This window comes from Dietzia alimentaria 72 (assembly GCF_000226215.1).
GTDB lineage: Bacteria > Actinomycetota > Actinomycetes > Mycobacteriales > Mycobacteriaceae > Dietzia > Dietzia alimentaria.
Window position 1 is genome coordinate 14,407 of sequence record NZ_AGFF01000006.1, and the last position, 24,646, is coordinate 39,052.

The 24,646-nt window shown below is 68.9% G+C and carries 21 protein-coding genes, 1 tRNA gene, 1 other RNA gene and 1 pseudogene; 10 read left to right on the forward strand and 14 right to left on the reverse strand.

The window, feature by feature from the left end; all coding sequences use genetic code 11:
• Positions 1-184: 184 nt before the first annotated feature.
• The gene (gene gluQRS / locus ON04_RS02320; RefSeq protein ID WP_010539961.1) at positions 185-1,132 is read right to left on the reverse strand and encodes a tRNA glutamyl-Q(34) synthetase GluQRS; all 948 of its coding nucleotides are present in this window, start codon (positions 1,130-1,132) and stop codon (positions 185-187) included.
• 80 nt (positions 1,133-1,212) lie between these two features.
• Between gluQRS and ON04_RS02325 the strand changes: the two genes are divergently transcribed.
• Positions 1,213-1,551: a 4a-hydroxytetrahydrobiopterin dehydratase gene (locus ON04_RS02325; protein ID WP_010539962.1), complete on the forward strand. Its 339-nt coding sequence runs from the start codon at positions 1,213-1,215 to the stop codon at positions 1,549-1,551.
• Positions 1,552-2,083: 532 nt separating this feature from the next.
• On the opposite strand, the gene ON04_RS02330 is transcribed toward ON04_RS02325, so the two are convergent.
• A tRNA-Ser gene (locus ON04_RS02330) sits at positions 2,084-2,171 on the reverse strand.
• A gap of 95 nt (positions 2,172-2,266) precedes the next feature.
• On the opposite strand from ON04_RS02330, the gene ffs reads away from it, so the two are divergent.
• From ffs to recR, 5 genes and pseudogenes are all read left to right on the forward strand, one after another.
• Positions 2,267-2,361: signal recognition particle sRNA small type (gene ffs, locus ON04_RS16090), an RNA gene on the forward strand.
• Between the two features lie 48 nt (positions 2,362-2,409).
• A complete protein-coding gene (locus ON04_RS02335) occupies positions 2,410-3,678 on the forward strand; it encodes an aspartate aminotransferase type Ic (protein ID WP_010539963.1) in 1,269 nt (422 codons plus the stop codon).
• A gap of 573 nt (positions 3,679-4,251) precedes the next feature.
• Complete coding sequence (locus tag ON04_RS02340; RefSeq protein WP_010539964.1) at positions 4,252-6,657, forward strand: DNA polymerase III subunit gamma and tau; 2,406 nt, start codon at positions 4,252-4,254, stop codon at positions 6,655-6,657.
• A 126-nt stretch (positions 6,658-6,783) separates the two neighbouring features.
• A complete protein-coding gene (locus tag ON04_RS02345) occupies positions 6,784-7,119 on the forward strand; it encodes a YbaB/EbfC family nucleoid-associated protein (protein ID WP_010539965.1) in 336 nt (111 codons plus the stop codon).
• A 119-nt stretch (positions 7,120-7,238) separates the two neighbouring features.
• Positions 7,239-7,844: pseudogene (recR, locus tag ON04_RS02350) on the forward strand (recombination mediator RecR); the annotation flags it as partial.
• 138 nt (positions 7,845-7,982) lie between these two features.
• Here the strand turns inward: recR and ON04_RS02355 are convergent.
• The 4 genes from ON04_RS02355 to ON04_RS02370 form a co-directional block, all read right to left on the reverse strand.
• A complete protein-coding gene (locus tag ON04_RS02355) occupies positions 7,983-8,912 on the reverse strand; it encodes an amidohydrolase family protein (RefSeq protein WP_081477106.1) in 930 nt (309 codons plus the stop codon).
• Between the two features lie 85 nt (positions 8,913-8,997).
• Positions 8,998-9,861 carry a type 1 glutamine amidotransferase gene (locus ON04_RS02360; RefSeq protein ID WP_010539968.1) on the reverse strand — a complete coding sequence of 288 codons (864 nt, stop codon included), beginning with the start codon at positions 9,859-9,861 and terminating at the stop codon, positions 8,998-9,000.
• Positions 9,858-11,162: a MurT ligase domain-containing protein gene (locus tag ON04_RS02365; protein WP_010539969.1), complete on the reverse strand. Its 1,305-nt coding sequence runs from the start codon at positions 11,160-11,162 to the stop codon at positions 9,858-9,860. The genes ON04_RS02360 and ON04_RS02365 overlap by 4 nt, the downstream gene beginning before the upstream one ends.
• Positions 11,163-11,190: 28 nt before the next feature.
• A complete protein-coding gene (locus ON04_RS02370) occupies positions 11,191-12,267 on the reverse strand; it encodes a serine hydrolase (RefSeq protein ID WP_033443988.1) in 1,077 nt (358 codons plus the stop codon).
• A 158-nt stretch (positions 12,268-12,425) separates the two neighbouring features.
• On the opposite strand from ON04_RS02370, the gene ON04_RS02375 reads away from it, so the two are divergent.
• The 3 genes from ON04_RS02375 to ON04_RS02385 all read left to right on the forward strand — a co-directional run bounded on the left by ON04_RS02375 (position 12,426) and on the right by ON04_RS02385 (position 15,269).
• Positions 12,426-13,367: an exonuclease domain-containing protein gene (locus ON04_RS02375; protein WP_010539971.1), complete on the forward strand. Its 942-nt coding sequence runs from the start codon at positions 12,426-12,428 to the stop codon at positions 13,365-13,367.
• Between the two features lie 101 nt (positions 13,368-13,468).
• Positions 13,469-14,830, forward strand: coding sequence for an aspartate aminotransferase family protein (locus tag ON04_RS02380; protein WP_010539972.1), 1,362 nt, complete (start codon positions 13,469-13,471; stop codon positions 14,828-14,830).
• A gap of 7 nt (positions 14,831-14,837) precedes the next feature.
• The gene (locus ON04_RS02385) at positions 14,838-15,269 is read left to right on the forward strand and encodes a phage holin family protein (protein ID WP_010539973.1); all 432 of its coding nucleotides are present in this window, start codon (positions 14,838-14,840) and stop codon (positions 15,267-15,269) included.
• Between the two features lie 674 nt (positions 15,270-15,943).
• Here ON04_RS02385 and ON04_RS16950 read toward each other — a convergent pair.
• The 7 genes from ON04_RS16950 to ON04_RS02415 form a co-directional block, all read right to left on the reverse strand.
• Entirely contained in the window at positions 15,944-16,888 is a 945-nt protein-coding gene (locus ON04_RS16950; RefSeq protein WP_010539974.1) for a hypothetical protein, read from the reverse strand.
• 21 nt (positions 16,889-16,909) lie between these two features.
• Positions 16,910-17,053, reverse strand: a complete 144-nt coding sequence (locus tag ON04_RS16955) for a hypothetical protein (protein WP_010539975.1) — start codon at positions 17,051-17,053, stop codon at positions 16,910-16,912.
• A gap of 272 nt (positions 17,054-17,325) precedes the next feature.
• On the reverse strand, positions 17,326-18,426 hold the full coding sequence (locus tag ON04_RS02395; RefSeq protein ID WP_010539976.1) for a peptidoglycan recognition protein family protein: 1,101 nt from the start codon (positions 18,424-18,426) through the stop codon (positions 17,326-17,328).
• A gap of 468 nt (positions 18,427-18,894) precedes the next feature.
• Positions 18,895-20,757, reverse strand: a complete 1,863-nt coding sequence (leuA, locus tag ON04_RS02400) for a 2-isopropylmalate synthase (RefSeq protein WP_010539977.1) — start codon at positions 20,755-20,757, stop codon at positions 18,895-18,897.
• 172 nt (positions 20,758-20,929) lie between these two features.
• Positions 20,930-21,376, reverse strand: coding sequence for a GNAT family N-acetyltransferase (locus ON04_RS02405; RefSeq protein WP_010539978.1), 447 nt, complete (start codon positions 21,374-21,376; stop codon positions 20,930-20,932).
• Positions 21,377-21,428: 52 nt separating this feature from the next.
• On the reverse strand, positions 21,429-22,250 hold the full coding sequence (locus ON04_RS02410) for a trypsin-like serine protease (protein WP_010539979.1): 822 nt from the start codon (positions 22,248-22,250) through the stop codon (positions 21,429-21,431).
• A gap of 40 nt (positions 22,251-22,290) precedes the next feature.
• Positions 22,291-23,142 (reverse strand): DMT family transporter, encoded by an 852-nt coding sequence (locus ON04_RS02415; protein WP_033443989.1) that lies wholly within the window; start codon positions 23,140-23,142, stop codon positions 22,291-22,293.
• Positions 23,143-23,213: 71 nt separating this feature from the next.
• Between ON04_RS02415 and ON04_RS02420 the strand changes: the two genes are divergently transcribed.
• Positions 23,214-24,476 carry an aspartate kinase gene (locus ON04_RS02420; RefSeq protein ID WP_010539981.1) on the forward strand — a complete coding sequence of 421 codons (1,263 nt, stop codon included), beginning with the start codon at positions 23,214-23,216 and terminating at the stop codon, positions 24,474-24,476.
• Here ON04_RS02420 and ON04_RS16960 read toward each other — a convergent pair.
• Positions 24,455-24,646, reverse strand: a 192-nt coding sequence (locus tag ON04_RS16960; protein ID WP_010539982.1) for a hypothetical protein, incomplete at its 5' end; no start/stop codon positions are given. The genes ON04_RS02420 and ON04_RS16960 overlap by 22 nt on opposite strands.

Consider the following 24,646-nt stretch of genomic DNA (forward strand, 5'->3'; position numbering starts at 1 on the left):
AGGGGTCGGCCAGAGGTGGTCCGGGTCGTGGTGGTCTGGGGGCTGCGAGCCGGCTCGGGAGTGGTCCCGTCCGGCCGCCCAGGCTCGTGTGGTGCTGGGTTCTGATGCGATGAAGTGGTCACGGGCGTCGATTATCCGCGCAGACCACGGGTGGCGGCGAATTCCGACCGGTCGACACGGAGTGTCAGACCACCCAGTGAGTCCCGCGAATCGACTCTGGGGTCAGCGTTCCACGCAGGGCCTCGATCGAGTCCGCGCCGTCGGGCCCTCCGAGAGAGGCCACGATCCAGGAGACGACCCGCCTCGTCGTCGTCCCCTCCTCCGCCAGGTCGGCCAACGTCACCGCTCCATCCCGCTTGGACAGGCGCTCCCCGTCCGCGCCCGTGACCAGAGGGACGTGGGCGTAGTCCGGGCGGGTGATGCCGAGGAGGTCGGCGAGGTAGGCCTGGCGCGGGGTGGAGGACAGGAGATCCTCGCCGCGGACGACCTGGTCGACGCCCTGGTCGGCATCGTCGACGACGACGGCGAGGTTGTACGCCCACACGCCGTCACCGCGGCGCAGCACCACGTCGTCGACAACTCCCGAGTAGGTCCCGTACACCAGATCGTGGACCGTCAACTCGGCAACTTCCGATCGCAGTCGCAGGGCTGGCTGACGGCCCGGGCCAAGAGACTCGCGGCGGCGGTCGCGTTCGGATTCGGTCAGGTCGCGACAGGTGCCCGGGTACGAACCCGGCGGTGAATGCGGTGCGCGCGGGGCCTCGGCGATCTCGCGGCGCGAGCAGTAACACTCGTAGACCAGGCCGCGCTCGGCCAACCTGTCCGCGGCTTCGGCATAGGCGGGGAAGCGCTGCGACTGCCACATGATGTCGCCGTCCCAGTCGATGCCGATCCCGGCCAGGTCGGCCAGTTGTCGCTCGGCGACGCCGGGTCGGGCGCGGGCGGTGTCGAGGTCGTCCACGCGCATTCGGAACGCCCGGCCCGAGTCCCGCGCCAACACCCACGCGATGACCGCCGTGCGCAGGTTGCCCAGATGCAGATCGCCCGACGGGCTGGGGGCGTAGCGGCCGGCACCGGCGGATTGGAGGGGGGCGCCCGGATCGGGGAAGTGCGCAGTGCTCGGTGAGGTCACGGTCTCAGGGTAGGTGGGGCGACCTGTGAGGTGGCCTCGTGTGCGCGCAGTGCCGGTCGGGAACTGACAGACTCGGTGCCATGAGCACAGACGCAGACGACAACACCCGCCTGACCGAGGAGCAGATCGTCGAGGCGCTCGGTGACCTCCCGGGTTGGGCACTGTCCGAGGGGTCGCTGACCTACACCGCGGTGTGCGAGACGCCGCAGGCCGCGATCAACCTGGTGGCGGCGATCGGGCAGGCCGCCAACTCTCAGAACCACCACCCGGACCTGCTGTGGAGCTACGACGAGGTGACCCTCGACCTGCGCAGTCACGACGTGGACGGGGTCACGGGGCGGGACCTGCGGCTGGCGCGGTCTGTCTCGGCGCTGTCAGGCGAGTTCGCCGCCACTCCGCTGGGCATCGACGAGGTCTGAGGCTGAGGCTGGGCGGCCTTTCTGCAGCGTCCTGCCTGCCCCGGCCCGCATAGCTGGCCCCCCCCCGCGCCTGCCCCGGCCCGCGTAGCTCGCCCCGCGCCTGCCCCGGCCCGCGTAGCTCGCCGAGAAGAGGAATTCGTGCAATCCCACTCGCGCGATGCAGCTGAATTCCTCTGCGCGGCGTCAGGGCGGGCGGGGGCGGGCGGGGGCGTCCGGACACTTGGGCACCGGGGCGCCAGAACTTCAGGTGCCGAGCGTCGCGCCAGCGCATCGGATCCGACTTACGCTGCGGCTTCGGCCTGCGATGGCTTTGTGCACGCGTGGTCCGGGGTCACGCTGGAGGAAGGGACCAGACTCGCAGCGCAAGCCACTGGGGCAGCGTATCCGGGGGCAGTGGCGCTGGCGTGCTGTACGCATTGGTAGCAGGTCGGGCGAGTAATGCTGCTGCCCCCCGGCGTTGAGCTGCCGCTGCCCAGACTTACTCAAATGAGCGACGCGGCCCGGGCGCAAAGGCTTCGGGCCGCGTCTGCGGCGGAGGATAGGGGATTTGAACCCCTGAGGGGCTATAAACCCCAACCCGCGTTCCAGGCGAGCGCCATAGGCCACTAGGCGAATCCTCCGGAGAGCACATTACCCAGCGCGCGCAAGTAGTGGCAAACCGAGGCCCGGAGGACGGGTCGCGTGCGGGCTCGACGATCGCCCGGCTAGACTCGTCCACGGACCCCGCGCGGCGTCCATCCTGTGAACTCCCCCAGGGCCGGAAGGCAGCAAGGGTCAGCGGGCTCTGGCGGGTGCGCGGGGTCCCCTTATTTTTGGTGCACCACCTCGCAACCGTCGTCGATCTCCCCGGAGGCCATAGTGGCTCTGTCCGACCTCTCCGCCGACGAACTCGGACGACTCGAGTCGGAATTGGCTTCCGAGTACGAGTTGCTCGCAGGCCGGGGGCTTTCCCTGGACCTGACCCGCGGCAAGCCCGCGCCCGAGCAGCTCGATCTGTCCGAGCGCCTGCTCGCGCTGCCGGGGGAGGGCGACCACACCGTGGGTGCGACCGATGTCCGAAACTACGGCGGCGGTGCCGGGCTGCTCGGTCTGCGAGAGGTGTTCGCCGAACTGCTGGGCGTCGACGCGGACCGGATCATCGCGCAGGACAACGCAAGCCTGTCGATCATGTACGACCTACTGGCGTTCTCGATGCTGTTCGGCGGGCCGGACTCGGATCGCCCCTGGAAGGACGAGCCGAAACTCCGCTGGCTGTGCCCGGTGCCCGGTTACGACCGCCACTTCGGCATCACCGAGGCCATGGGTATCGAGATGATCCCTGTGCCGCTGGGTCCGGGCGGTCCGGACATGGACGAGGTCGAGCGCCTGGTCGCCGAGGACCCCTCGATCAAGGGCATGTGGTGCGTCCCGATCTTCTCCAACCCGACCGGCGCGGTGTACGACGACCACACGGTGTCCCGCCTCGCCCGCATGGTCACCGCGGCCCCGGACTTCCGGATCATCTGGGATAACGCCTACGTGGTGCACACGCTGACCGAGGACTTCCCCAAGGTCGCCGACGTAACCACCATCGCCGCCGAGGCCGGCCACCCCAACCGCTTCCTGCAGGTGTGCTCCACTTCGAAGATCACTTTCGCCGGAGCGGGAGTGTCGTTCCTGTCCGCGTCCAAGGAGAACCTCGACTGGTACCTCGGGCACACGGGTATCCGCTCAATCGGCCCGAACAAGGTCAACCAGTTGGCGCACCTGCGCTTCTTCGGTGACGCGGAAGGTGTGCGTTCGCACATGCTGCGACATCGTGAGGTGATCGCCCCCAAGTTCGAGGCCGCCGCCGAGGCGCTCACCCGTCGGCTGGGCGAGTACGACATCGCCAGCTGGACCCGGCCGCAGGGCGGCTACTTTATCGACCTCGAGGTGGTGGACGGCACCGCCACCGAAACCGTGCGCTTGGCCCGCGAGGTGGGCGTGGCCCTGACGCCGGCCGGGTCCGCGTACCCGTATGGCCAGGATCCGGACGACCTACACATCCGCCTGGCGCCCACCCTGCCGCCGCTGGCCGAGGTCGAGACCGCCATGGACGTGGTGGGCCTCTGTGCGCTGCTCGCGGCCTGCAGGGCTGCGAGGTAGTCGCTCCGTTGTATGGGGCAAAACGCAGTCGCCGCCTGGTTGTTGACACGACAACTCCGAGCGCCGGGGCCGTGTAACAACCGGACAGCTCGCGTAAAGCGGGAGGGTGCTCGCGAAAGGCCTGCCGGTCAGCAGGTGTGCGTTCGTTAACTTTCAACTTGACCTGCACGTCTGCACAATCGTGATCTTTACCACTTTCTGGATCTGTTCTCCTCCCTGTGTATGCCGCGCTCGAGTCCCTGACGTGCATAGATCCCTAAGGCAGTGACTGTTGAGCAAAAGTCAGCAGGCGCCGAGCCTTGTTCTACCCCCGGAGGTCTGGTTGTATCTGAGCCGTCCGGGCCACACGGGTCGGGCACCGGAGTGCGGCTGAGGGGCCGCGAGGGGCCGGTGTCCGAGTCGGTTCGGGAACCGCGCAGCGGGGGTCTGAGGGGGCCCGACCGCGCGCGAGGGACGTCGGGAGGGGCTGCGCTGAGCGCGGCCCCTCCGGTCATTTCCGCACTTCTCGGCAACGTCGTCGGTCTGGGGAATGCGCGCATCGTCGTCGTCGTACCCCCTGGGTACCCTCTAGACGTGGCCCTCTATCGGAAGTATCGCCCCGCCTCGTTCGCCGAGGTCGTGGGTCAGGAGCACGTCACCGAACCCCTGTCGGTGGCATTGTCGGCCGGTCGCATCAACCACGCGTACCTCTTCTCCGGGCCGCGCGGCTGCGGCAAGACCTCGTCCGCCCGGATCCTCGCGCGCTCGCTCAACTGCATCCACGGACCCACCGCCACGCCGTGTGGGGAGTGCGACTCGTGCGTGGCGCTCGCGCCCGGCGGCACGGGCACCCTGGACGTGACCGAGCTCGACGCGGCCAGCCACGGCGGCGTGGACGACACACGTGACCTGCGCGAGCGCGCCTTCTTCGCGCCGGCCTCGTCCCGATACCGGGTGCTCATCATCGATGAGGCCCACATGGTCACCAACGCCGGTTTCAACGCACTTCTCAAGATCGTGGAGGAGCCGCCGGAGCACCTCATCTTCATCTTTGCCACCACCGAGCCGGACAAGGTCCTGCCGACCATCCGCTCGCGCACCCACCACTATCCGTTCCGGCTGCTCACGCCGTCGTCGATGCGCGGGCTGGTCGAGAGGATCAGCGAGCAGGAGGGCGTGCACGTCGATCCGACCGTGTTTCCGCTGGTCATCCGGGCCGGCGGAGGCTCGCCGCGGGATACGCTCAGCGTCCTGGACCAGCTCATGGCGGGAGCGGGCGAGGGCGGCATCACCTATCCGCGTGCGGTCGCCCTATTGGGGGCCACCGAGGTCGCGCTCATCGACGACACCGTGGACGCCCTCGCCTCGTCAGACGGCGCCACCCTGTTCCGCACCGTCGACAAGGTGGTCGAGGCCGGGCACGACCCGCGCCGCTTCGCCGCCGACCTGTTGCAGCGCCTGCGCGATCTGATCATGGTGCAATCGGTGCCGCAGGCCATCGAGCGCGGACTCGTCGACGCGCCCGTCGAGCAGGCCGAGACCATGGAGCGGCAGGCGCAGCAGATTGGGCCGGCCACCCTCGCACGCTGCGCCGACATGGTGCACGAGGGTATGGCATCCATGCGCGGGGCCACCTCGCCGCGGCTGCTGCTGGAGATTCTGTGCGCCAAACTGCTGCTTCCGTCCGCCGACGACTCCATGGCGGCCCTACTCCAGCGCGTCGAGTCGCTTGAATCGGGTGGCGTGCGCGCGGCTGCCCCCACCGCGGTGCCGGTCGCCGCGGGCGGAGGGGTCTCGCCCAGAGGTGGCGCTGATCATGACGACGACGACAACGCCCGCCCCGCCCCGGCCGGCGGACCTGCACAGCACGCGCCCGGCCCGGCGGAGGAGCGCCCTAAGTTCGTACGCCGCTCGCAGCGGCAGTCCGCGGACCCCGCGGCTCCGTCTGAACACGCCGCTCCGGATGAATCCTCTGAGCAGCCCGCGCCTGACCAGCCGGCCGTCGCCGCCGACCCCGCTGCTCCCGCGGTGCCGGGCGAGTCCGTGGCAGAGCAGCAGGCCGTCGCGCAGCAATCTGAGCAGGATGCTGCGCCAGCTCCCGCCGCCCCTGACGCTGCTCCAGCACCTGAAGCGGCGACACCGCCGGCTGAGAAGCCAGCCGCATCGGCTGCGACGCCGCCGGATCCCGCCCCGACACAGTCAGAGGACCCGTGGGGCGAGCAGGCTGCGAGTGAGCAGCGCACGGCTGAGCACCCCGCAGCAACAGACGCGTCGGCCCCCGCGCCCGCCATTGAGCAAGCTGCATCCGAGTCCGAACCAGAGTCCCGGGGAGAGCCCACGCCCGACGGCGCGACAGGCGACATCCAGGCCGAGGACATCAGACGTGCCTGGCCCGCGATCCGCGACGCCGTCCGCACCCGCACACGCACCGTCGAGGTGATGCTCGCCGGGGCGACCGTTGCCGGCGTGCACGGTCGCGTGATCCATCTGGTCCACGACTACTCGCCGCTGGCCAAGCGGCTCTCACAGCCCCACAACGCCACGGCCATCACCGACTCCATCGCCGAGGTCGTGGGTGGCGACTGGACGATCCGCTGCACCTCGGGCAACGAGGCGTCCGCCGCCGCGCCGGCCGCCGGAGCAGTCCCAGCGCCCGCCCCGGCCCGCGGCGAGGGAGCCGGCCCCACAGACGCGCCCCGGCAGGCCGAAGCCCAGGGTTGGGAACGACGCGTCCGCGACGCCGAAGGCAGTCGGGGCCAGTCCGGCGGACGCCCCGGCGGCGAGGGCACCGGTGGTGGTTACGACGACGTGCCGCCACCGCCCGAGGAGCCCGAGCCGGAACCCGGCGAGGTCGGCGGCCCGCCCCCGGCCCCGGTGAGTGAGGAGGAGATGGTGGACGAGGCCCGCGGCGGCCCCCAAAATCTCGACCACCGCACGGGCGAGGACATCGCGTTGGCCCTGCTCAAGGAGCATCTCGGGGCACGGCCACTCGAGCGCTGATCCACCCGGCCCGGCGCGCGTCGGAGCACCGTGTCCGACCGTACGGTTACGCTGGGAGCCAACCGACCGGGGTCGCCCCCGGGCACGAACAGGCACGGACCAGTACACCGCCGAAAGGACCCCGCTATGCAGCCCGGACCCGACATGAACGCACTCCTCCAGCAGGCGCAGCAGATGCAGGCGCAGCTGGCCGAGGCCCAGCAGGAGATCGCCGCCAGCACCGTCGACGGGCAGGCGGGCGGTGGACTCGTGACCGTCTCGATGCGCGGCACCGGAGAGGTCACTGGTGTGAAGGTCGACCCGAAGGTCGTAGATCCCGAGGACGTCGACACCTTGCAGGACCTGCTCGTCGGTGCGTTCGGAGACGCCCACACCAAGGTCCAGGAGCTCGCCGAGTCCCGCCTCGGCCCGCTGGCCTCCGGCGGCGGCCTCGGCGACATGATGGGTGGCCTGGGCATGTGAGCGGGTGGGGCGCGGCGAGAGTCGGGCCCCACCACCACCCGGGGGACCCGGCCACGCCGCAGCTCCCCGCACCCGACGACACAGCACGCCGTCGGGCCTTTTGAGCACAGGAAAGCGCGATGTACGAAGGACCGGTTCAGAACCTGATCGATGAGTTCGGCAAGCTGCCGGGCATCGGTCCGAAGTCCGCGCAGCGACTCGCCTTCCACCTCCTGCAGGCCGAGCCGGAATCCGTTGAACGACTCCGCTCCGCACTCCAGGCCGTGGCGGAAGGCGTCACATACTGCGAGGTCTGCGGCACCGTTTCTGCAGCTGACCGCTGCCGAATCTGCTCCGACTCGCGCCGGGACCCCACACTCATCTGCGTGGTCGAGGAACCCAAGGACATCGAGGCCATCGAACGGACCCGCGAGTTCCGCGGTCTCTACCACGTGCTCGGCGGCGCGCTCGACCCCATCAACGGCATCGGCCCCAACGAACTACGTATCGCCGGCCTCATGCGGCGAGTCGGGGGAGAGGCAGACGGCGAGGAGATCGCCGAGATCATCATCGCCACCGATCCCAACACCACGGGCGAGGCCACGAGCACCTACCTGGCACGGCTCCTGCGACCGTTCCCCGAACTCGTGGTGAGCCGCCTCGCTTCCGGCCTGCCGATGGGCGCCGATCTCGAGTTCGCCGACGAGCTCACCCTCGGCAGCGCACTGTCCGGGCGTCGAATCCTGTCTGGCGGTCCCGCGCAGGCCCCACGCTCCGGCGGCGTGCTGCGGCCCGCGCAGGTGGACAGCCCCGGACCCGCACCGGAGCCGGACTCCGCGGCCCCCGACCACGAGCCTGCAGCGCAGTCAGGTCCCGCAGCACAGTCAGATGCCGAACAGCCTGGCGGCGTTTCCGTGCCATACCGCCCGTAACCAGTCCTCACCCATCTCGAGCCGGACCAGAGCCTCCAGCTGGTGAGGATACGGATACGGGATGTTGGGGAAGTCCGTCCCCAGTAAGACCTTGTCGCCCAGGTCTGCCAGTCGACCACGCTCAGACGGCGGGAACGGTGTGGTGTCCTCCACGAAATCCGTGAACGCCATGGTGGTGTCCAGATAGACGTTCGGGTACTTCTGCGCCAGATCCAGGAACTCCGAGTATTCGTTCATGCCCATGTGCGCCACGATCAACGGCAGGTCCGGGAACCGCTCCAACACACCGGCCACGGGCCCCGGCCCGGTGAAGTCGCCCGCTACCGGGCCGGAGCCACAGTGGATGACCGTCGGTACCTGCGCCTCGGACAACGCACCCCACACCGAATCCAGCAGCGGATGGCCCGGGTCGTACTCGCCCACCTGGATATGTGATTTGAACACCTGCGCGCCCGCATCGAGGGCATCGCGGACGTAGACGCCGGCAGTCTCCTCGGGATAGAAGGTCGCTGTGTGCAGGCAATCGGAATGCCGTGACGCGAACTCCGCCGACCACGAGTTGAGCCACGCGCCCATCTCCGGCCTGTGCGGGTAGAGCATCGAGGAGAACGCCAGCACACCGTAGGCGCGCAGTCGCTCGACCCGCTCATCCTCCGCCTCCCGGTAGGTGATCGGCCAGGGGCGGCCGATCTTGGGGCCGGCGGCATCGAAGTAGTCCCACACCTTGTTCAGCACACGTGCCGGCATGAAGTGCGTGTGCACGTCGATGATGCCGGGAAGACCCAGCGGCTCCCACAGGGCGCGCACCTGCGCTGCCTCAATCGCGGGATCGGGAGGGGGCACGGTGCCGGAAAAGGGTGCCGATCCGTGGTGTTCGCACATGCCCCCGAGCGTAGGCGAGCAATCAGGCCGAGCCAGAAGATCGGGTCGTCACAGCGCTCGCGCACCCCCGCTTGGTGGACGGGTTTCAGCGGCGGGAGGCGGCGATGCGCTCGCGACGCAACTGCTCCACCGCCGGAACCTCGAGCGGCGGCAGGGAGTCCACGCCGAGCGCGCGGTACAGCAGGAGGTCGGCGAGCTCAGGATTCCGGGCCAGCACCGGGCCGTGCATGTAGGTAGCGATGATCGAACCCTGGACCACGCCTTCGACCCGCGGGCCGGAGGCGTGGCTGGCATCGGCACCAGCGCCGGAGTCGTTCGACGCTGGGACCCCGTTGCCGGTGCCGGAGAGTACGCGGCCGAGAGGAGCAGCATCGGAGCCCAGGACCGTGGCACCCATATGGTTCTCGAAGCCCGTCAGCGGCTGCGTGAGCCCGGCGAGTTGCGGCTCCACCAGCAGTTCACCGATCGAGCGGGCAGACTGCGGAGTCGTGGTGATGTCCATCAGTCCCAGGCCGGGGGCACGCGAACCATCGGCCACCACGAACCATTCGCCGAACACCTGCATCCCCGCACAGATCGCCAGCACCGGGACACCACGCTCCACCGCTCGCTGCAGACCGCGAGACTCGGAGAGATGCCGCGACGCCAATTTCTGGGCTGCGTCCTCGCCACCGCCAACCGCGTAGACATCACACGAGTCCGGGACCTCATCTTCTAGGGTGATCCGGACGATCTCGGCGTCATAGCCACGCCACTTCAGACGCTGACGCAGGATGAGGGAGTTGCCGTCGTCGCCGTAGGTACCCATGACGTCGGGGAGCACCAGGCCGATGCGCACCGTCGACTCGGTGGGCCTCGGCGATCCGGGGGAGACGGTGTCCAGGGGAGAAGCCGAGGCGCCGTCGCGGGCGGGATCCGCGGGAACGGGGCCGGAGTTCTGGTCGGTCATCGCTGCTGCTCCTTGGAGTCAGAAGCCGAGGTCGAAATCGCCCGGCTGAGATCACGGAACGCCGTGTAGTTGGCCAACACCTCGACCTGCCCCACGGGGCACCGACGGATCGCCGTCAGTGGGTCGGGCTCGAGCACGTGGCTGATCCCGGCGTAGCTGAGCCGCACCGAGAGATCAGCGGCTCGCTCGCCGGAGGCGTACACGGAGATGCCGTCGAAGCTCTCGAACCGCACGTCCCACAGCCAGGACAGGTCCACGCCGTCGCCCATCTGACCGTTCAGCGCGATCACCAGTCCGTCAGCGGCCGGGTCGATCATCCCCAATGCCTCCTGCCAGCCCGCCGGGTTCTTGGCCAGCAGCAGGTGGGCCGCGCGCCCGTCCACGTCGACGGTGGAATACCGGCCGGCGACGTCGCTGACCTGCTCGACCGCGCGCACGGCGGCGGCAGGGTCGGCGCCCATCGCCACAGCGGCGGCCACGGCCTGGGCGGCATTCCCCCGGTTCGCGCGACCCGGGAGGGCCAGGCGCATCGGTGCGGTGAACCCGTCCGGGCCGTGGATGGCGTCGTCGGTGAGCCACCAGTCGGGAGTGGGCCGAGCGAACTCCCGCCCGTCCGGAAGCCGCTCCGCGGAACGCCAGTGCACGGCGCCGGTCTCGTCGACCGTTCGGGAGATCGGCTCCCCGGTCCGCGGACTGCTCACCGAGTCGCCGGCCCAGGGGGCGCCGGCAGCCACCCAGACGACGGACGGATTGTCGTACGCCACCGAGGTGATCATGACGTCGTCACAGTTGGCGATCAGCGTGGCCTGCGGTTGGGCGGTGACCCCGGCCCGCAGTCGACGCTCGATCGAGTTGATCTCCCCGACCCGGTCCAGCTGGTCCCGGCTGAGGTTGAGGAGCACAACGGCCTCGGGGCGCGTGTTCTCCGCCACCGCCGGGGTGTGCAACTCGTCTACTTCGATCGCCGCCAGCCCGGCCGCCTGGTCTGCTCCGAGGGCGGATACGATCCCGGCGTCCATGTTGTCGCCGTTCGCGTTCGAGGCCACCGGGCCGAGCGTCGACAGAGCGGCGGTGAGCATCCTCGTCGTCGTCGACTTTCCGTTGGTCCCCGTCACCAGCGCTGTCCGCCGGCCCGCTGAGAGTTGGCGCATGAGACCCGGATCCAGTTTCAGCGCCACCAGGCCGCCGATCATCCCGCCCGAGCCGCGGCCCGAAACCCGGGAGGCCCAGGTGGCCAGGTTCCCGACGGCGACGGCCGTGCGGCCACGAGGGGTCAGAGCGGTGGGCGACTGCGAACTCATGTCCGGAAGTCTAGGCAGCCCGGCCAGCTCAGAATCGCGCCGCACCGCCAAGAGCCCGGGCCACGTCGTAGCCGAGGTCCGCCATCACGTCGTCGGCGGCGGTGAAGATGCCCGAGGTCGACCCGATCACCGCGAGCGCATAGCGGCCACTGGCGGTGTTGATCACCGCGATGTCGTGCGACTCCGTGTCCGTCTCCCCGGTCTTGTTGGCCGCGGTCCCCGCCGGCAGTCGACCGGGCAGCTTCCACTGACGTTCCTGCCGCAGCATCAGGCCCAGCACCTCGCGTGCGATCTCCGGCGAGGTGAGCGACCGACCCCCGGGTGCGCGACCGTCGGCGGCTCGCACCAGCTCGTTCAGGTACTCGACGCTGCCGCCCGCGCTGATCCGGCTCCAGTCGCCGGTGAACTCGTAGGTGAACGCGCCGCCGGTGTGGAACTCGTCAGCCAGGCCCACACGGTCGGCGATGGCGTTGAGCGCCGCGATCGGGGTGTCCGCCTCGGGCGCGGTGGGGCCCTCGACGGACAGTTCGTACAGCAGGTTGGCAGCATCGTTGTCCGACACGGTGATCGCCTGCTCGAGCAGTTCGTCGAGTGCGCCGAAGGGGGTCTCGGCCTCGGGGTCGCCGTCCCACGCCTCCAACGCGCCGATCGCGTACGCCACCTTGATCACCGACGCCGCGTACCGCGGTTCGTCATCGCCGGAGCACACGCGCAGTTCGTCAGGTGAGTCGATAGCCAGCAGGCACACGGCCATCTCGTGGCCCTCGTTCGCGGCATCGACCACGGCGGCGTCCAGCAGCGGCGCGACGTTCGCCCAGCCCGGCGGCAACGGCCGCGGTGACCAGTCGAGGTCCTCCACTCGTCGGTCCGGCGAAGGTGCCCCGTCGGGGTGCGCAGCGCCCGCGCCCGCCGAACGTGCCTGCGGATCGACCTCGCCCGACAAGTTGGCTCCGGGCGCGGTTACCGCGAGCCCCACCAGCGCTGCCAGACCCAGTGCGAAATACCCGGCCAAGACCCCACGCACCATGCGACTTCTGCGCCGGCCAGCCGTCAGCGCGGCGTCACGCAGGCGCGCGGCGGGAGTGGTGGACCGATTCCGCGACACAGGGGCCTTCCTTCCGGGGCCGGGAGCGACGCTCGAGTTCAGCGCTGACAGCGTCGACATTAGCCCGCGGGTACGACATCCAATGAACGCGCGGGTGGGACCTTGTGACCCCCACCGCTGACGGGCCGGCTGTCGGAGGGGTCTGCCACGATGGGGGCATGGCTGGATGGGTGGTTGTGGACGTGGAGACGTCCGGGATGAGACCGGCGGTTGACCGGGTGCTGTCGGTGGCCGCCGTGGTTATCGACGACGACGGCGAGGTGGTCGAGGAGTTCACGACCCTGCTCAATCCGGGAGTCGACCCCGGGCCCGTCCACGTACACGGCCTCACCCCGGCACTCCTCGCAGGCAAACCACGCTTCGCGGACGTAGCGGCCGAGCTGGCCAGGGTGCTGGACGGCCGGACGGTGGTGGCACACAACGCGTCGTTCGATGCCTCTTTCCTCGCCGCGGAGGCACGGCGGGCGGGACTGGAACCGCCGCTCGAGCGTTACCTGTGCACCCTCGACTTCGCGGGCAGGCTCCACCTGTCCACCAGGGATCTGAAACTGGCCACCCTGGCCGAGCACTTCGGCGTGGAGCAACGCGCCGCGCACGACGCCCACGACGACGCCGTGGTTTTGGCGGGAGTCTTCGCGGGACTATTGGCCGTAGCCGCGCAGAAGGGAGTGACCCCGTCAGTCCGGGAACTCGACGCCATGGTCGCCCACCCCACTACCGGCTTCCTGGTATCCACCGTGTGGGCAGAGGCGCTCGCGGCGCCCCGGCCCTGGCGGCATGCCGGGCGACTGAAGCGCGGTGGCGGGCTGGTTCAGGGCATGGAGGTGGTCTTTACGCAGGATGTGGGAAGCGATCCGGAAGAGATCGTGGGCCTCGTCGTCGAACGGGGCCTGTACCTGGCCGACCGCATCTCCTCCCGCACCTCACTCGCCGTGTGCGACGCCCCGGGCGCGGTCCGGGGGCGCACCGCGTTCGCACGGAAAAAGGGGCTCGAGCTGGTGCCGTTCGCGCGGTTCGAGGAGATGCTCGCCAACGTGGCGCCGGGACGGCCGGTCGGCGGCACACAAGCCGCCGACGATGCACAGGGAGCATTGTTCTAGGTTCTGGCCCGTTCCGCATCGTGGAGCGGCGGCCCTGGCGACCGTCACGGAACTGTCATGATGGGAGCACCGTGACGCCTGTAGTCGACGAAAGGAAAACTGTGCCCGCTCCGCAGAACGCCGCCGCCCGTGAGGTCTACGAGAAGGAGCGCGCGCACGTCCTGGCGCCGTGGTCCGCCTGGGGTGCCTCCGACCCGATGGTCGTCACCGCGGCCGAGGGCTGCTACCTCACCGACGGCGACGGCAACCGTCTGCTCGACTTCACCTCACAGCTGGTCAACACCAACATCGGGCATCAGCACCCCGTGGTGGTCAAAGCGATTCAGGACCAGGCAGCCGAGCTGTGCACCATCAACCCCGCGCACGCCAACGCAGCCCGCGCCGAGGCAGCCCGCCTCGTCGCGGAGGTCGCGCCCGCCGGGATGAATCGCGTGTTCTTCACCAACGCCGGCACCGAGGCCGTGGAGCACGCCATCCGGATGGCCCGCCGCCACACCGGCCGCCACAAGACCCTGTCGGCGTTCCGCAGCTATCACGGTGCCACCACCACCTCGATGAACCTCACCGGCGACACCCGACGCTGGGCCAACGACATGGGCAATACCGGCGCCGTGCACTTCCACGCCCCGTTCCTCTACCGCTCGCAGTTCTACGCGGAAAATGAGAAGCAGGAATGCGACCGGGCGCTCGAGCACCTGGACAACCTCATCGGACTTGAGGGCCCCGACCACTTCGCGGCCCTCATCATCGAGTCGGTGCCCGGCACAGTGGGGATCATGGTGCCCCCGGCCGATTACCTGCGAGGCGTGCGCGAGATCTGCGACAAGTACGGGATCGTCATGATCTGCGACGAGGTCATGTCCGGATTCGGTCGCACCGGCCAGTGGCTGGCGCTGGACAGCTTCCGCTCCGGCGACGACGACTGGGCCCCCGACCTCATCACCTTTGCCAAGGGCTCCAACTCCGGATACGTGCCGATCGGTGGCGTGATCCTGCACGACCGGATCGCCGCGTCCTTCGAGAAGACCCCCTACACCGGCGGCCTGACCTACGCCGGGCACCCGCTGGCCTCTGCCTCCGTGGTGGCCACCATCAACCTCATGCGCGACGAGAAGATCGTCGAGAACGCCCGGATGATCGGGGAGGACGTCATCGGCCCGCGCCTGCGCGAACTCGCCGAGAAGCACCCGTCGATCGGCGAGGTCCGCGGACTCGGTGTGTTCTGGGCTGTGGAAATGGTCGCCGACCGCGAGACCAGGGAACCGCTCGCCCCGTACGGTGGATCCTCAGAGGCGATGGCCGCAACGTTTGGTGCGGCCAAGAAGGACGGCCTGCTTCTGTTCATGAACTACAACCGATTCCACATCGTGCCGCCGTGCATCATCACCGCGGACGAGGCACGAGAGGGACTGGACATCTTTGACCGTGCACTCGATGTGGCGGACTCGTATGTGAGGAGCTGACCTGTAGATGGCGCTGGTACTGGGACTGATCGTCAACGCGGTTGCCTTGTGGGTGACGACCCTGCTCGTGCCCGGGATTTACCTGCACGAAACCGCAGGGATCTACGCGCCCGGTGCCGGCGCCATCGAGAACGAGGTGAGCATCCCCACCATCACCGCGTTGCTGATCGTGGCGGTGGTGTTCACGCTCGTGAACGCGGTGGTCAAGCCGATCGTGCAATTTTTGTCCCTGCCGCTGACAATCCTCACGCTTGGGCTGTTCCTGCTGGTCGTCAACGCGCTCATGCTCATGCTGACCGGCTGGATCACCACCACTTTTCAGCCGTTCGGCGCTGAATACGTGGTCGAGGGATTCTGGGCGGCGTTCTTCGGCGCGATCGTGATCGGCCTGATCAACTGGTTGTTCGAGATGCTGATTCCCTCACGCCACCGCGCCTGACCACGCCCGGCCCGCGCAAGCGCCTCCCGTTGCCCGCCCCGCCCGCAGCACACCTCCGGCTCCCGCGCAGGCCCCCGCGCTGACCCCTGCAGGCCCGACCTCCGGCCCCCGCCCGCCGCGAAGAGGATTCTGACTGTGTTCCCCGAGTGGAAATGCACGATTCCCTCTTGGCGGCGTCTGGCTATTCCGATCGGGGGCCGGGTACGCGCTCTGGCCTCAGACGATCACGTGAACCCGCCCGGTCCACTGGGCCTGTGCGTCCTCCCGGAGTTCGTGTGCCTGGGAGTTCTCCCCGTCGTCGTGGGACTGGCAGAGGGGATGCTGCCGGGAGTATTGCCGTGAGCGGTTCCGCTGGCCACACCGATTCCGGGGCGGAGACGCCGACACGGTCTTGAAGAAGGAGAGCACAGATGAACACCCACTCGCCACCACGACGGCCGCCCGGATCCTCGCCGCTCCCGGGTCGCTCGTGGCCCCGCGCCCGGACGGCGCTCTACCGGCGTTTTAACGCGGTGACAGGTCAGGATGCCAGCATGTCGACTGTCGAACACGCCGTGGGCACCATTGCCGCGGCGGCGTCGATCTCGTGGTGGCCCGCCGGTGGTCGGCCGTGGCGGTCGCCCGCGCCGGGCCGGTGTGAGGGCGCCCGTCTCGGGAGCGCGGGCCTGGCGTCGTTACTCCGCCAGGACCCAGTTACCGCAGAACATCGATTCGAACAGCGCATCCGATTCCAGAATCGTGACCGTCAGTGACGGGGCCGCCGAGACCGTGGCACTATCCAGGACATTTCCCCGGGAATCAGTACGTTCCCAGTGGCAGTCCGAAACAGGCTCCCGGATCGTATAGGTGCCCGCTCGTATCTCCTCGCCGACCACGAACCTCCCGGTGCTGAACTCGGTGGCCAGTGCCTTCTCGAATCTTCCGGCGTGGGCGTCGTCGAGGACCTGCTGCTGGTCGGGACACAAGGTGGGCACGACGACCGTCTCCATCACCTCCGGGCGAAGGTCTTCCTCTGGCCACTCCGCGTTACCGACTCCCCACACATCGTGGACGAACTGGGCTGACGACATCGCCGGGAACCGGGCGTTTCCCTCGGTCTCACCGCTCCGGAGCGTCTCGCACAATTCCCTGTGGTACGCGTATGCCTGCTCGTCGGTACCGCTCGAGTACGGCGCGTTCGCTGCCGCCCACGCGTCGCGCTGGCCCCGCTCGTCACCCGGGGCCGGGGTGGCCGTGACGGCCGAGGACGCGGGTCCCGCCTCCTCGGTCGCGGGCTCGGCCCCGCAGGCGACGAGCGCCCCGCAGGCGAAGATCGCCGAGCCGGCAAGGACAGACCGCAGCGCATACATGTAGCGAAGGTAACCCACCGGGGGCCCGGACAGGTTCGGATCTGCGCACCGCGGTCGCTCGGGTGCAGTAGTCGAGGGGTGAGCGTGTAGACGACGGCGCGCGGCCAGGGTCGTCTCGGGCAGGTCCAGTGGGGTCACGTCCAGAATCTCGCCGCCGCGCAGCCGCCGCTGGTACCCCGTCACGCGGGTGGTCACCTTTACGTCGGCCAGCGAGAGCGTCACCGGGCCGGCGGGCACCGATTCGCGCGTCTCCACCAGGTCGATCGACACCTGCTCCCGCGCGCTGGTCGTTCACTCCGGCACCTCCGGGTGACACAGCGCGTGACCGTCCTCCAGGTTCAGCTCGTCCACCACAAACGACTCACTCTGGTGCAGGTAGAGGGCCCCGGGGTGAACCTGGGAGCGGGCGCGGGCGGAGTCGATCGTGCCGAGCATGTGGCCGTCGGCGATAGGCCCGCCCGCAGGGTGGCATAGCATCGATCACGACGCAGGCCCAGTTTTACCGCCGCATCTTTGACCGACACGTCACCGTCGACGAGCCTGGCTGGCTGATCACCGAACCGAGCAAAGTCCTGCTGAAACGACATGATTGCCGCAACCTTTCGTTGAGAGTGTTGCGACGATCACGCGACCCCGCAATCACGGACAGGGGCTGGGTTGTCGGTGCTCCGCAGTGGCCTAGGCGCAGGCGCAGACGGTGGGTCGGGTCAGGAACCGAAAGCTGCAGAGGAAACGCCGGTCGGAATCCAGCCCTGGGCAGCGACGTCCCGAATGAACTGCATCTGAGGGAAGAACGCGTCGCCGGGGCAGGCGGTGCCGCCCCATTCGCGGTGGCCCGAGACCGCGGGCATCGGACGCGTGGCCCCGCCCTGCGGGTTGCGGTAGGTGATCCCGCCGCGCGGGTTAATGCCGGTCGCACCGCAGAGCGCGCGGACACAGTCGATGGTCGCGCCAACGGCGGCCCTGGTGGGGGGCGACCAAGTGAAGTCGCCGAGCAGGCTGATGCCGATGTTGCCGTTGTTGTAGTTGCCCACGTGACCCCCGGTGACGACGGGCGGCGCGATGCCGCCGACCGGCGGTACCTGGAAAACCGGAGCTCCGCCGACTGTGCCGCCGCGGCCCTGGTAGATCCGACCCTCGGGGTCGATCAGCAAGTGGTAGCCCACGTCGCCCCAGCCCAGAGTGTTGGCGTGATAGTTATAGATCGCGCGTACGCTCGCGGCCCGGTCTCGCCCGGCGGCCATGGCCGTGTGGTGGATCGTGATGCCCTGCGCTGGGAAGAACATGGGTGCGCCCCAACGATTTCCAGCGACGTCGCCTGCACCCCACGCGGCGCGCGGGATAACGGGCAGTCCGAGGAGCCCGGTGCTGCCCAGGCTGTAGTTGCGTGGGGTTCCGCGGCCGTCGTCGAATGCGGTGGCCTTGGCCCCCTTGGCTGCGTCGACTTCATAGCTCACCGCGCCCTCGGGGGCGGCCACGAGATCGGAGGCTGGAGTGCTTCCGGCGTCGGGGGCGGAGTCCATTGCCTCGAGCGGGGCCCAGTCGCCGAGCGAGCCGTCGGGGAACGCGAAGCGGATGCGGCCGAGTACGTCCTGCGCATTGGGGAACGTGACACCGACGTATCCCAGCGGTCCGTTGGGCTGGATCATGCCGCTGCCGGTCGGAACTGACTGGAGCATGTCCTGCGCGACGCCGAGGGAGCCGGTGAACGGATTGGCCCCGGCGAGGGGGCCGCGGACGGAGGAAGCAACGGCAGCGCCCACGCCAACCGAAGCGGCTGTGAGGAACCCACGGCGTGAAACGGGCATAAAGGTGGTCTCCAGACTGGGCTTACGAAAGATGGACGCCAGGCATATCGGCGTAACAGGGAGCCACATTACGCTCATGACGTAACCAAATCGAGACCTTCGTTACCAAAGTGTGTCATGTGGCCAATGTGTCGCATGAGGCGAACATCGCTGCGTTTGAGAGGGAGGCGCTCAGGCCCTACTCAGGCGAGCCCGGCATCCATGCCCGTGCTGAGACGAATCTGCCACCCGCGATGAACTCGCGCGCGCACCGCAGCGGGCGCCGGAGTTCATTGCGGGTGGCAGCTGTGTTCGCGGCGCGCAGGCGCGGGTGCGGATGCCCGGACGGGGAACGACGGAACGGGGAACGACGGGACGGGGCACGACGGGACGAGGCGGGACAGGACGCGGCGCGCAGGCGCGGGTGCGGATGCCCCCGGACGGGACGGGGCACGCGGGACGGGCTATCGGCAGCCCGCCCCGCAGCCGTCAGGGAGCCCAGGTGCGGGCGCCCTCGGTGGAGCCGATGACGCCGGTGTCGCGGTCCGCCTCGTCGGCGTACGCGCGGTTCACGGCAGAGACCACAGCACGCAGTGACGCGGTGGTGATGGAACCGGCCCGCCCGACACCCCAGAAGACGCGGTTGCCGAACTGCACCTCGACGTAGGCCGCCGCGGTGGCGTCGTCGCCGGCGGTCATCGCATGCTCGGAGTAGTCGAGGATGCGTACCTCGTCGTCGAACATCTCGTTCAGGGCGGCGACGAAGGCTGCCAGGGGACCGTTACCGGTTCCCGATACCTCCGTGGTCTGGCCCTTCCACTTGATCACGGCATCGATCGTGTCCTCGCCGTCATCGGTCTCGGCGGGGTCGAGTTGCTGTGAGATGCGCTCCATGGGCGAGACGCGGTCCAGGTACTCCAGCGAGAAGATGTCCCACATCGCCTTGGGCGTCACCTCGCCGCCCTCGGATTCGGTGACGTTCTGGACGAGCTTGGAGAACTCCATCTGCAGGCGCCGGGGCAGCTGCAGGCCGTAGTCGCTCTTCATGATGTAGGCGACGCCGCCCTTGCCGGACTGCGAGTTGACGCGGATCACGGCTTCGTAGGTGCGGCCCTCGTCCTTGGGGTCCAGCGGCAGGTAGGGGACCTCCCAGGTGACGTCGGAGATGTTCTCGTCGCGCGCTTCGGCCTCGGCTTCCAGTGCGTCGAAGCCCTTGTTGATGGCGTCCTGGTGCGAGCCGGAGAAGGCGGTGAAGACCAGGTCGCCGCCGTAGGGGTGACGCTCGTGGACGGGCATCTGGTTGGCGTATTCGACGGTGCGGCGGATCTCGTCCATGTCCGAGAAGTTGATCTGCGGGTCCACGCCGCTGGTCAGCATGTTCATCCCCAGCGTCACCAAGCACACGTTGCCGGTGCGCTCGCCGTTGCCGAAAAGGCAGCCTTCGATGCGGTCGGCGCCGGCCTGGAAGGCGAGCTCGGCGGCGGCCACACCGGTGCCGCGGTCGTTGTGTGGGTGCAGCGACAGGATGGTGGCGTCGCGGTGCGCGAGGTTTCGGTGCATCCACTCGATCTGGTCGGCGTAGACGTTGGGCGTGGCCATCTCGACCGTGGCGGGCAGGTTGATGATGATCGGGTTCTCGCTCGTCGCTCCCACGACCTCGGTCACGGCGTCGCAGATCTCCTTGGAGAACGCGAGCTCGGTGCCGGTGAACGACTCGGGGGAGTACTCCCAGCGCCAGTTGGTGTCGGGGTGCTCCTTCGCCATGGTGGTGACCAGTTCCGCGGCGTCGGTGGCGATCTTCTTGATGGCGTCGCGGTCCTTACGGAACACCACCTTGCGCTGCAGGATCGAGGTGGAGTTGTAGAAGTGCACGATCACGTTGGACGCGCCGGCGCAGGCCTCGAAGGTGCGGCGGATGAGGTCCTCGCGGCACTGGACCAGGACCTGGATGGTCACGTCGTCCGGGATCGCCTCGTCCTCGATGATCTCGCGCACGAAGTCGTAGTCGGTCTGCGAGGCGGACGGGAAGCCCACCTCGATCTCCTTATAGCCCATTCGGACGAGCAGTTCGAACATCCTGCGCTTGCGGGCGGGGCTCATTGGGTCGATCAGTGCCTGGTTGCCGTCGCGCAGGTCCACGGCGCACCACTGCGGGGCGCGGGTGATGACGGTGTCGGGCCAGGTGCGGTCGGGCAGCGAGACGTCCTCTACCTCGTCGGCGAACGACCGGTAGCGGTGCGCCGGCATTGAGGAGCCGCGCTGCTTGTTCCAGTGCGCCTGGTCCGGGTGGCCGGGCTTGGAGGGGGGAGTGATGGTCGACGACGACGAGACGAATGCGTCAGCGGAATTCATGTGGGGGGCTCTACTTCCTGAGATTCGATCTATGGGACCGGACCGGCGCGACGAGATCCCGCGACGGGGAGCCGGTCCGCCTCAGCGGGCCCCGCCGCGGCACCCAAGAAGGAGCACGCGCTGCATGGGCGTCACAATACACCGTTACGCGACCGGCCACGGCCAGCGGTGTTCACGGCACCGGGATGACGAACGTGGTGGCACCGCTCAGCGGGGTCTCGGGCGGCGAGAAGGGCGAGGCGGGGCCCATGGCCTCGGTGTGTTGACCCGCGCTGTGTTGCACCGAGCCCCACACCGTGCGGCAGCCAGCTTCCTCGGCGACGGCCACGGCCTTGTCGACCAGTCGGTGCGCGATCCCCATCCGGCGTAGGTCCTCGCGAACACGGATGCCGTAGACGAACAGGTCGGGGCTTGCGCCCAGGTGCCCTGTCTCCACGGCCACGAGCATGCCCACGGGCGTCTCGTCGGTCAGGGCCAGCAGGAGCAGGTTGGATCCGCGGTCGAGGAAGTCCTGGGTCCACTCGGAGGTGGGCGGGGTGTCGAAGAGTTCGGCGGCGGACAGCACGAGATCCACGTCGGCGCGTGAGGCGCGACGGACCACGAGCTCCGGCGGGTTCATCTGTCCAGTGTGGCAAATGCGGCGGGGTTCGGCACGCCTGGTGTGGGTGGAATCATCTGTTGGCGATCATCCAGTCGATCCAACCGTTCTGCGCTGGAATCGATTCGTAGCGTGCAGGATTGGTCCCGTCGGCCTTGCGGCGAGCGTGGTCGGATCCGGCGTGCAGGCCCACGAGGAGGTCGCCCCGGAACACGGGGCCGCCGGAATCTCCGTAGTCGTAGCCACCCTGGATGGTGTGGGAATGGCCGACGCGGTGACCGCCTCGGTGCTCCATGTGTCCCAGTCGGGTGAGCCCGGTGAGTAGCAGCGGTGAGCGGAGCTCGGCGAACTGGGTCTGTCCGAATCCGTGGAACCGCAGGACGTCGCCGGGAGCGGGGTCAACGCCGGCGCGTCTGACTGCCGGGGCGGGCGCCGGGTGGCGGAGCTTGAGGAGCATGACGTCGCCGGCGGGGGCGTGGTAAGCGGCCTCCGGGGTGTGTCGGCCGAGGCTGCCGGTGTCGAGGGCGCCGAATGCGCTGACGATGCCGGGGTTGGCCACTGGGGCGCTCGAGCCCATTCCGCCGGGCACGGCGGCCCAGTTGCCGAACCCGAGGGTGTAGGCGTTCGGGTCGGCGGGTCCGCAGTGTTTGGCGGTGGCCACCCAGTGCGGGGCCACCACGACGCCGCTGCAGGGAGTGCCGGGGACGCCGCTGAAGGTCGTGATCTGGACGGCCCAGGGGGCGGGGGCTGAGGGTTCGCCGTTGACGACAGCGCTCGCGGCGGGGGTCGCTACGGCGAGGCTCGCCGCGAGGGTGCCGAGGGTCGCGGTGGTGGCCGCGATGACTCGCCCGAGGCGAGTGGGGCGAGTGGTGCCACTGGGACGTGTGAAGCGCATGTCTCCCAGTCTAGGTGCTGGGCGAAGGTCGCCGGGTCGGTCACGTGTCGACGTCGACCTCTTTATGCGCCAACCGCACCGTCGCCACCACCATCACGGAGAGCGTGCCGGCCAGGATCGCCAGCTCCGGGCCGTCCACCGCGAACCGCTCGCCCAGCACCACCACGCCCAGCACCAGCGAGACGACCGGTGTGGTCACCGTCGAGGCGGGCACGGCCTGGTGCACGGCGCCCGCCGAGAACGACATCTGCTGCAGGGTCAGTGCGGCCACCGCGGCCACGACCAGCCCGTACACCTGACCGTTCGTGGCCACCTCGAGCGCCCCGCCCGCGAGCCACCGGTCGGCCACGCCCTTGGTGAGGAGTGCGACGTAGGCGAAGGCGGTGCCGCCGGCTACCCCGAGCAGCAGGGCACGGCTGCCGTTGGTGCGGCGTGCCCGTGAGAGTTGGAAGAGTACGACGACGACGACGATCCCGCCCGCGCACGCGAGCGCCCATTCGTACCAGGGCGGATGGCTCTCGGCTCCTGTGGGCCGGCCGTAGATGATCATGATCATCACGCAGCCCGTCAGAACATGGCCCCAGAACAACTCGGTCTTCGTGACGCGTCGTCCGGTGACCCACGCGCCAAGGGGTAGTGCGAAAGTGAGCGAGAGCACGGTCAGTGTCTGGACCAGGATAAGCGTGCCGTAGGCGAGAGCCAGTCCCTGTAGGACGAATCCCGCGAGGCTGATGCCCATACCGGTCCACCAGAATCTGCTGGTGAGAACGGCGAACGGGCCCTCGGGTCCGCCCTCGGCGCGGCGCGGGGTTCGGTGCCGCATCACGGTGCCGAAGGCCTGGCTGAGGGCGGAGGCGAGGGCCAGCAATACAGCTGCCCATGTTTCCGTCATCCCTGATGAGTAAACACCTACCGTAAAGTGGTCCTGCGTTAGGCCGATCAACACCGGAAGGGTGTGACCGCGTGGCACTCGTAGTGCAGAAGTACGGCGGCTCCTCCGTGGAGTCCGCAGAACGGATCCGTCGGGTTGCCGAACGGATCGTTGACACCAAGAAGGCAGGCAACGACGTAGTGGTTGTCGCCTCCGCGATGGGCGATACGACTGACGAGCTCCTGGACTTGGCAGACCAGGTCTGCCCCTCGCCTCCGCAGCGCGAGATGGACATGTTGCTCACCTCGGGTGAGCGCATCTCCAACGCGTTGCTGGCTATGGCGATCAGCTCGTTCGGGATGGAGGCTTACTCCTTCACCGGTTCTCAGGCCGGCATCATCACCACGACCCGGCACGGGAACAGCCGGATCATCGACATCACCCCGGGACGCGTCCAGGAGGCGCTGGGCGAGGGCAAGATCGCGCTCGTCGCCGGCTTCCAGGGGGTCTCGCGTGAGACGCGGGACGTCACCACCCTGGGTCGCGGCGGGTCCGACACGACCGCGGTCGCCATGGCCGCCGCGCTGGGCGCCGATGTATGTGAGATCTACTCGGACGTCGACGGCATCTATACCGCGGACCCGCGGATCGTGCCGAACGCCCGCAAGCTCGACACCATCTCCTACGAGGAGATGCAGGAGATGGCCGCCGTCGGATCCAAGATCCTCAACCTGCGCAGCGTCGAGTTCGCGCGCCGCAACCAGGTGCCGCTGCGCGTCCGCTCTTCGTATTCGAACGACCCCGGCACGCTCGTGGCCGGAAATATGGAGGACATCCCCGTGGAAGACGCACTGCTGACCGGAGTCGCACACGACGCCTCAGAGGCCAAGATCACGGTAGTCGGTATCCCCGACCAGCCCGGCTACGCCGCCAAAATCTTTCGTATGGTCGCCGACGCGGAGATCAATATCGACATGGTTCTGCAGAACGTGTCGCGGTCCTCGGGCAAAACGGACATCACCTTCACCTGCCCGCTCGAGGTGGGTACCAGGGCCACGAAGGTGCTGTCCAAAGCCAAGGAGGAGCTGGGGATCGACAAGGTGCTCTACGACGACAACGTCGGCAAGGTCTCCCTCGTCGGCGCCGGCATGAAGTCCCATCCGGGCGTCACCGCCACGTTCTGCGAGGCCATTTCCAAGGCGGGCGTCAACATCGAGCTCATCTCCACTTCCGAGATCCGCATCTCGGCCCTCGTTCGCGAGGAGGAGCTCAACGACTGCGTGCGCGCGTTGCACGACGCGTTCGATCTGGGCGGCGAGGAAGAGGCCCAGGTCTACGCCGGCACCGGCCGCTGATCTGAGCGCTGCCCGACCCGTCCGGGGCCGTCCCACTTGTGGAGGCGGCCCCGGCCCCATTTCAGGGCCAGCACCGCGTCCCTCCCTTCGCCGAGCCTCGCCCCGCCCCGCCCCACGCCGCCCCCGAGCCTCGCCCCGCCCCGCACCACGCCGCCCCCGCGCCGCGCCCC

Bases quoted from the DNA above. Each gene is read 5' to 3' on its own strand.
- ON04_RS02325 (WP_010539962.1), top strand. From the start codon at position 1,213: ATGAGCACAGACGCAGACGACAACACCCGCCTGACCGAGGAGCAGATC.
- ON04_RS02345 (WP_010539965.1), top strand. From the start codon at position 6,784: ATGCAGCCCGGACCCGACATGAACGCACTCCTCCAGCAGGCGCAGCAG.
- ON04_RS02355 (WP_081477106.1), bottom strand. From the start codon at position 8,912: ATGTGCGAACACCACGGATCGGCACCCTTTTCCGGCACCGTGCCCCCT.
- ON04_RS02360 (WP_010539968.1), bottom strand. From the start codon at position 9,861: ATGACCGACCAGAACTCCGGCCCCGTTCCCGCGGATCCCGCCCGCGAC.
- ON04_RS02365 (WP_010539969.1), bottom strand. From the start codon at position 11,162: ATGAGTTCGCAGTCGCCCACCGCTCTGACCCCTCGTGGCCGCACGGCC.
- ON04_RS02375 (WP_010539971.1), top strand. From the start codon at position 12,426: ATGGCTGGATGGGTGGTTGTGGACGTGGAGACGTCCGGGATGAGACCG.
- ON04_RS02385 (WP_010539973.1), top strand. From the start codon at position 14,838: ATGGCGCTGGTACTGGGACTGATCGTCAACGCGGTTGCCTTGTGGGTG.
- ON04_RS16955 (WP_010539975.1), bottom strand. From the start codon at position 17,053: ATGCTCGGCACGATCGACTCCGCCCGCGCCCGCTCCCAGGTTCACCCC.
- ON04_RS02395 (WP_010539976.1), bottom strand. From the start codon at position 18,426: ATGCCCGTTTCACGCCGTGGGTTCCTCACAGCCGCTTCGGTTGGCGTG.
- leuA (WP_010539977.1), bottom strand. From the start codon at position 20,757: ATGAATTCCGCTGACGCATTCGTCTCGTCGTCGTCGACCATCACTCCC.
- ON04_RS02405 (WP_010539978.1), bottom strand. From the start codon at position 21,376: ATGAACCCGCCGGAGCTCGTGGTCCGTCGCGCCTCACGCGCCGACGTG.
- ON04_RS02410 (WP_010539979.1), bottom strand. From the start codon at position 22,250: ATGCGCTTCACACGTCCCAGTGGCACCACTCGCCCCACTCGCCTCGGG.
- ON04_RS02415 (WP_033443989.1), bottom strand. From the start codon at position 23,142: ATGACGGAAACATGGGCAGCTGTATTGCTGGCCCTCGCCTCCGCCCTC.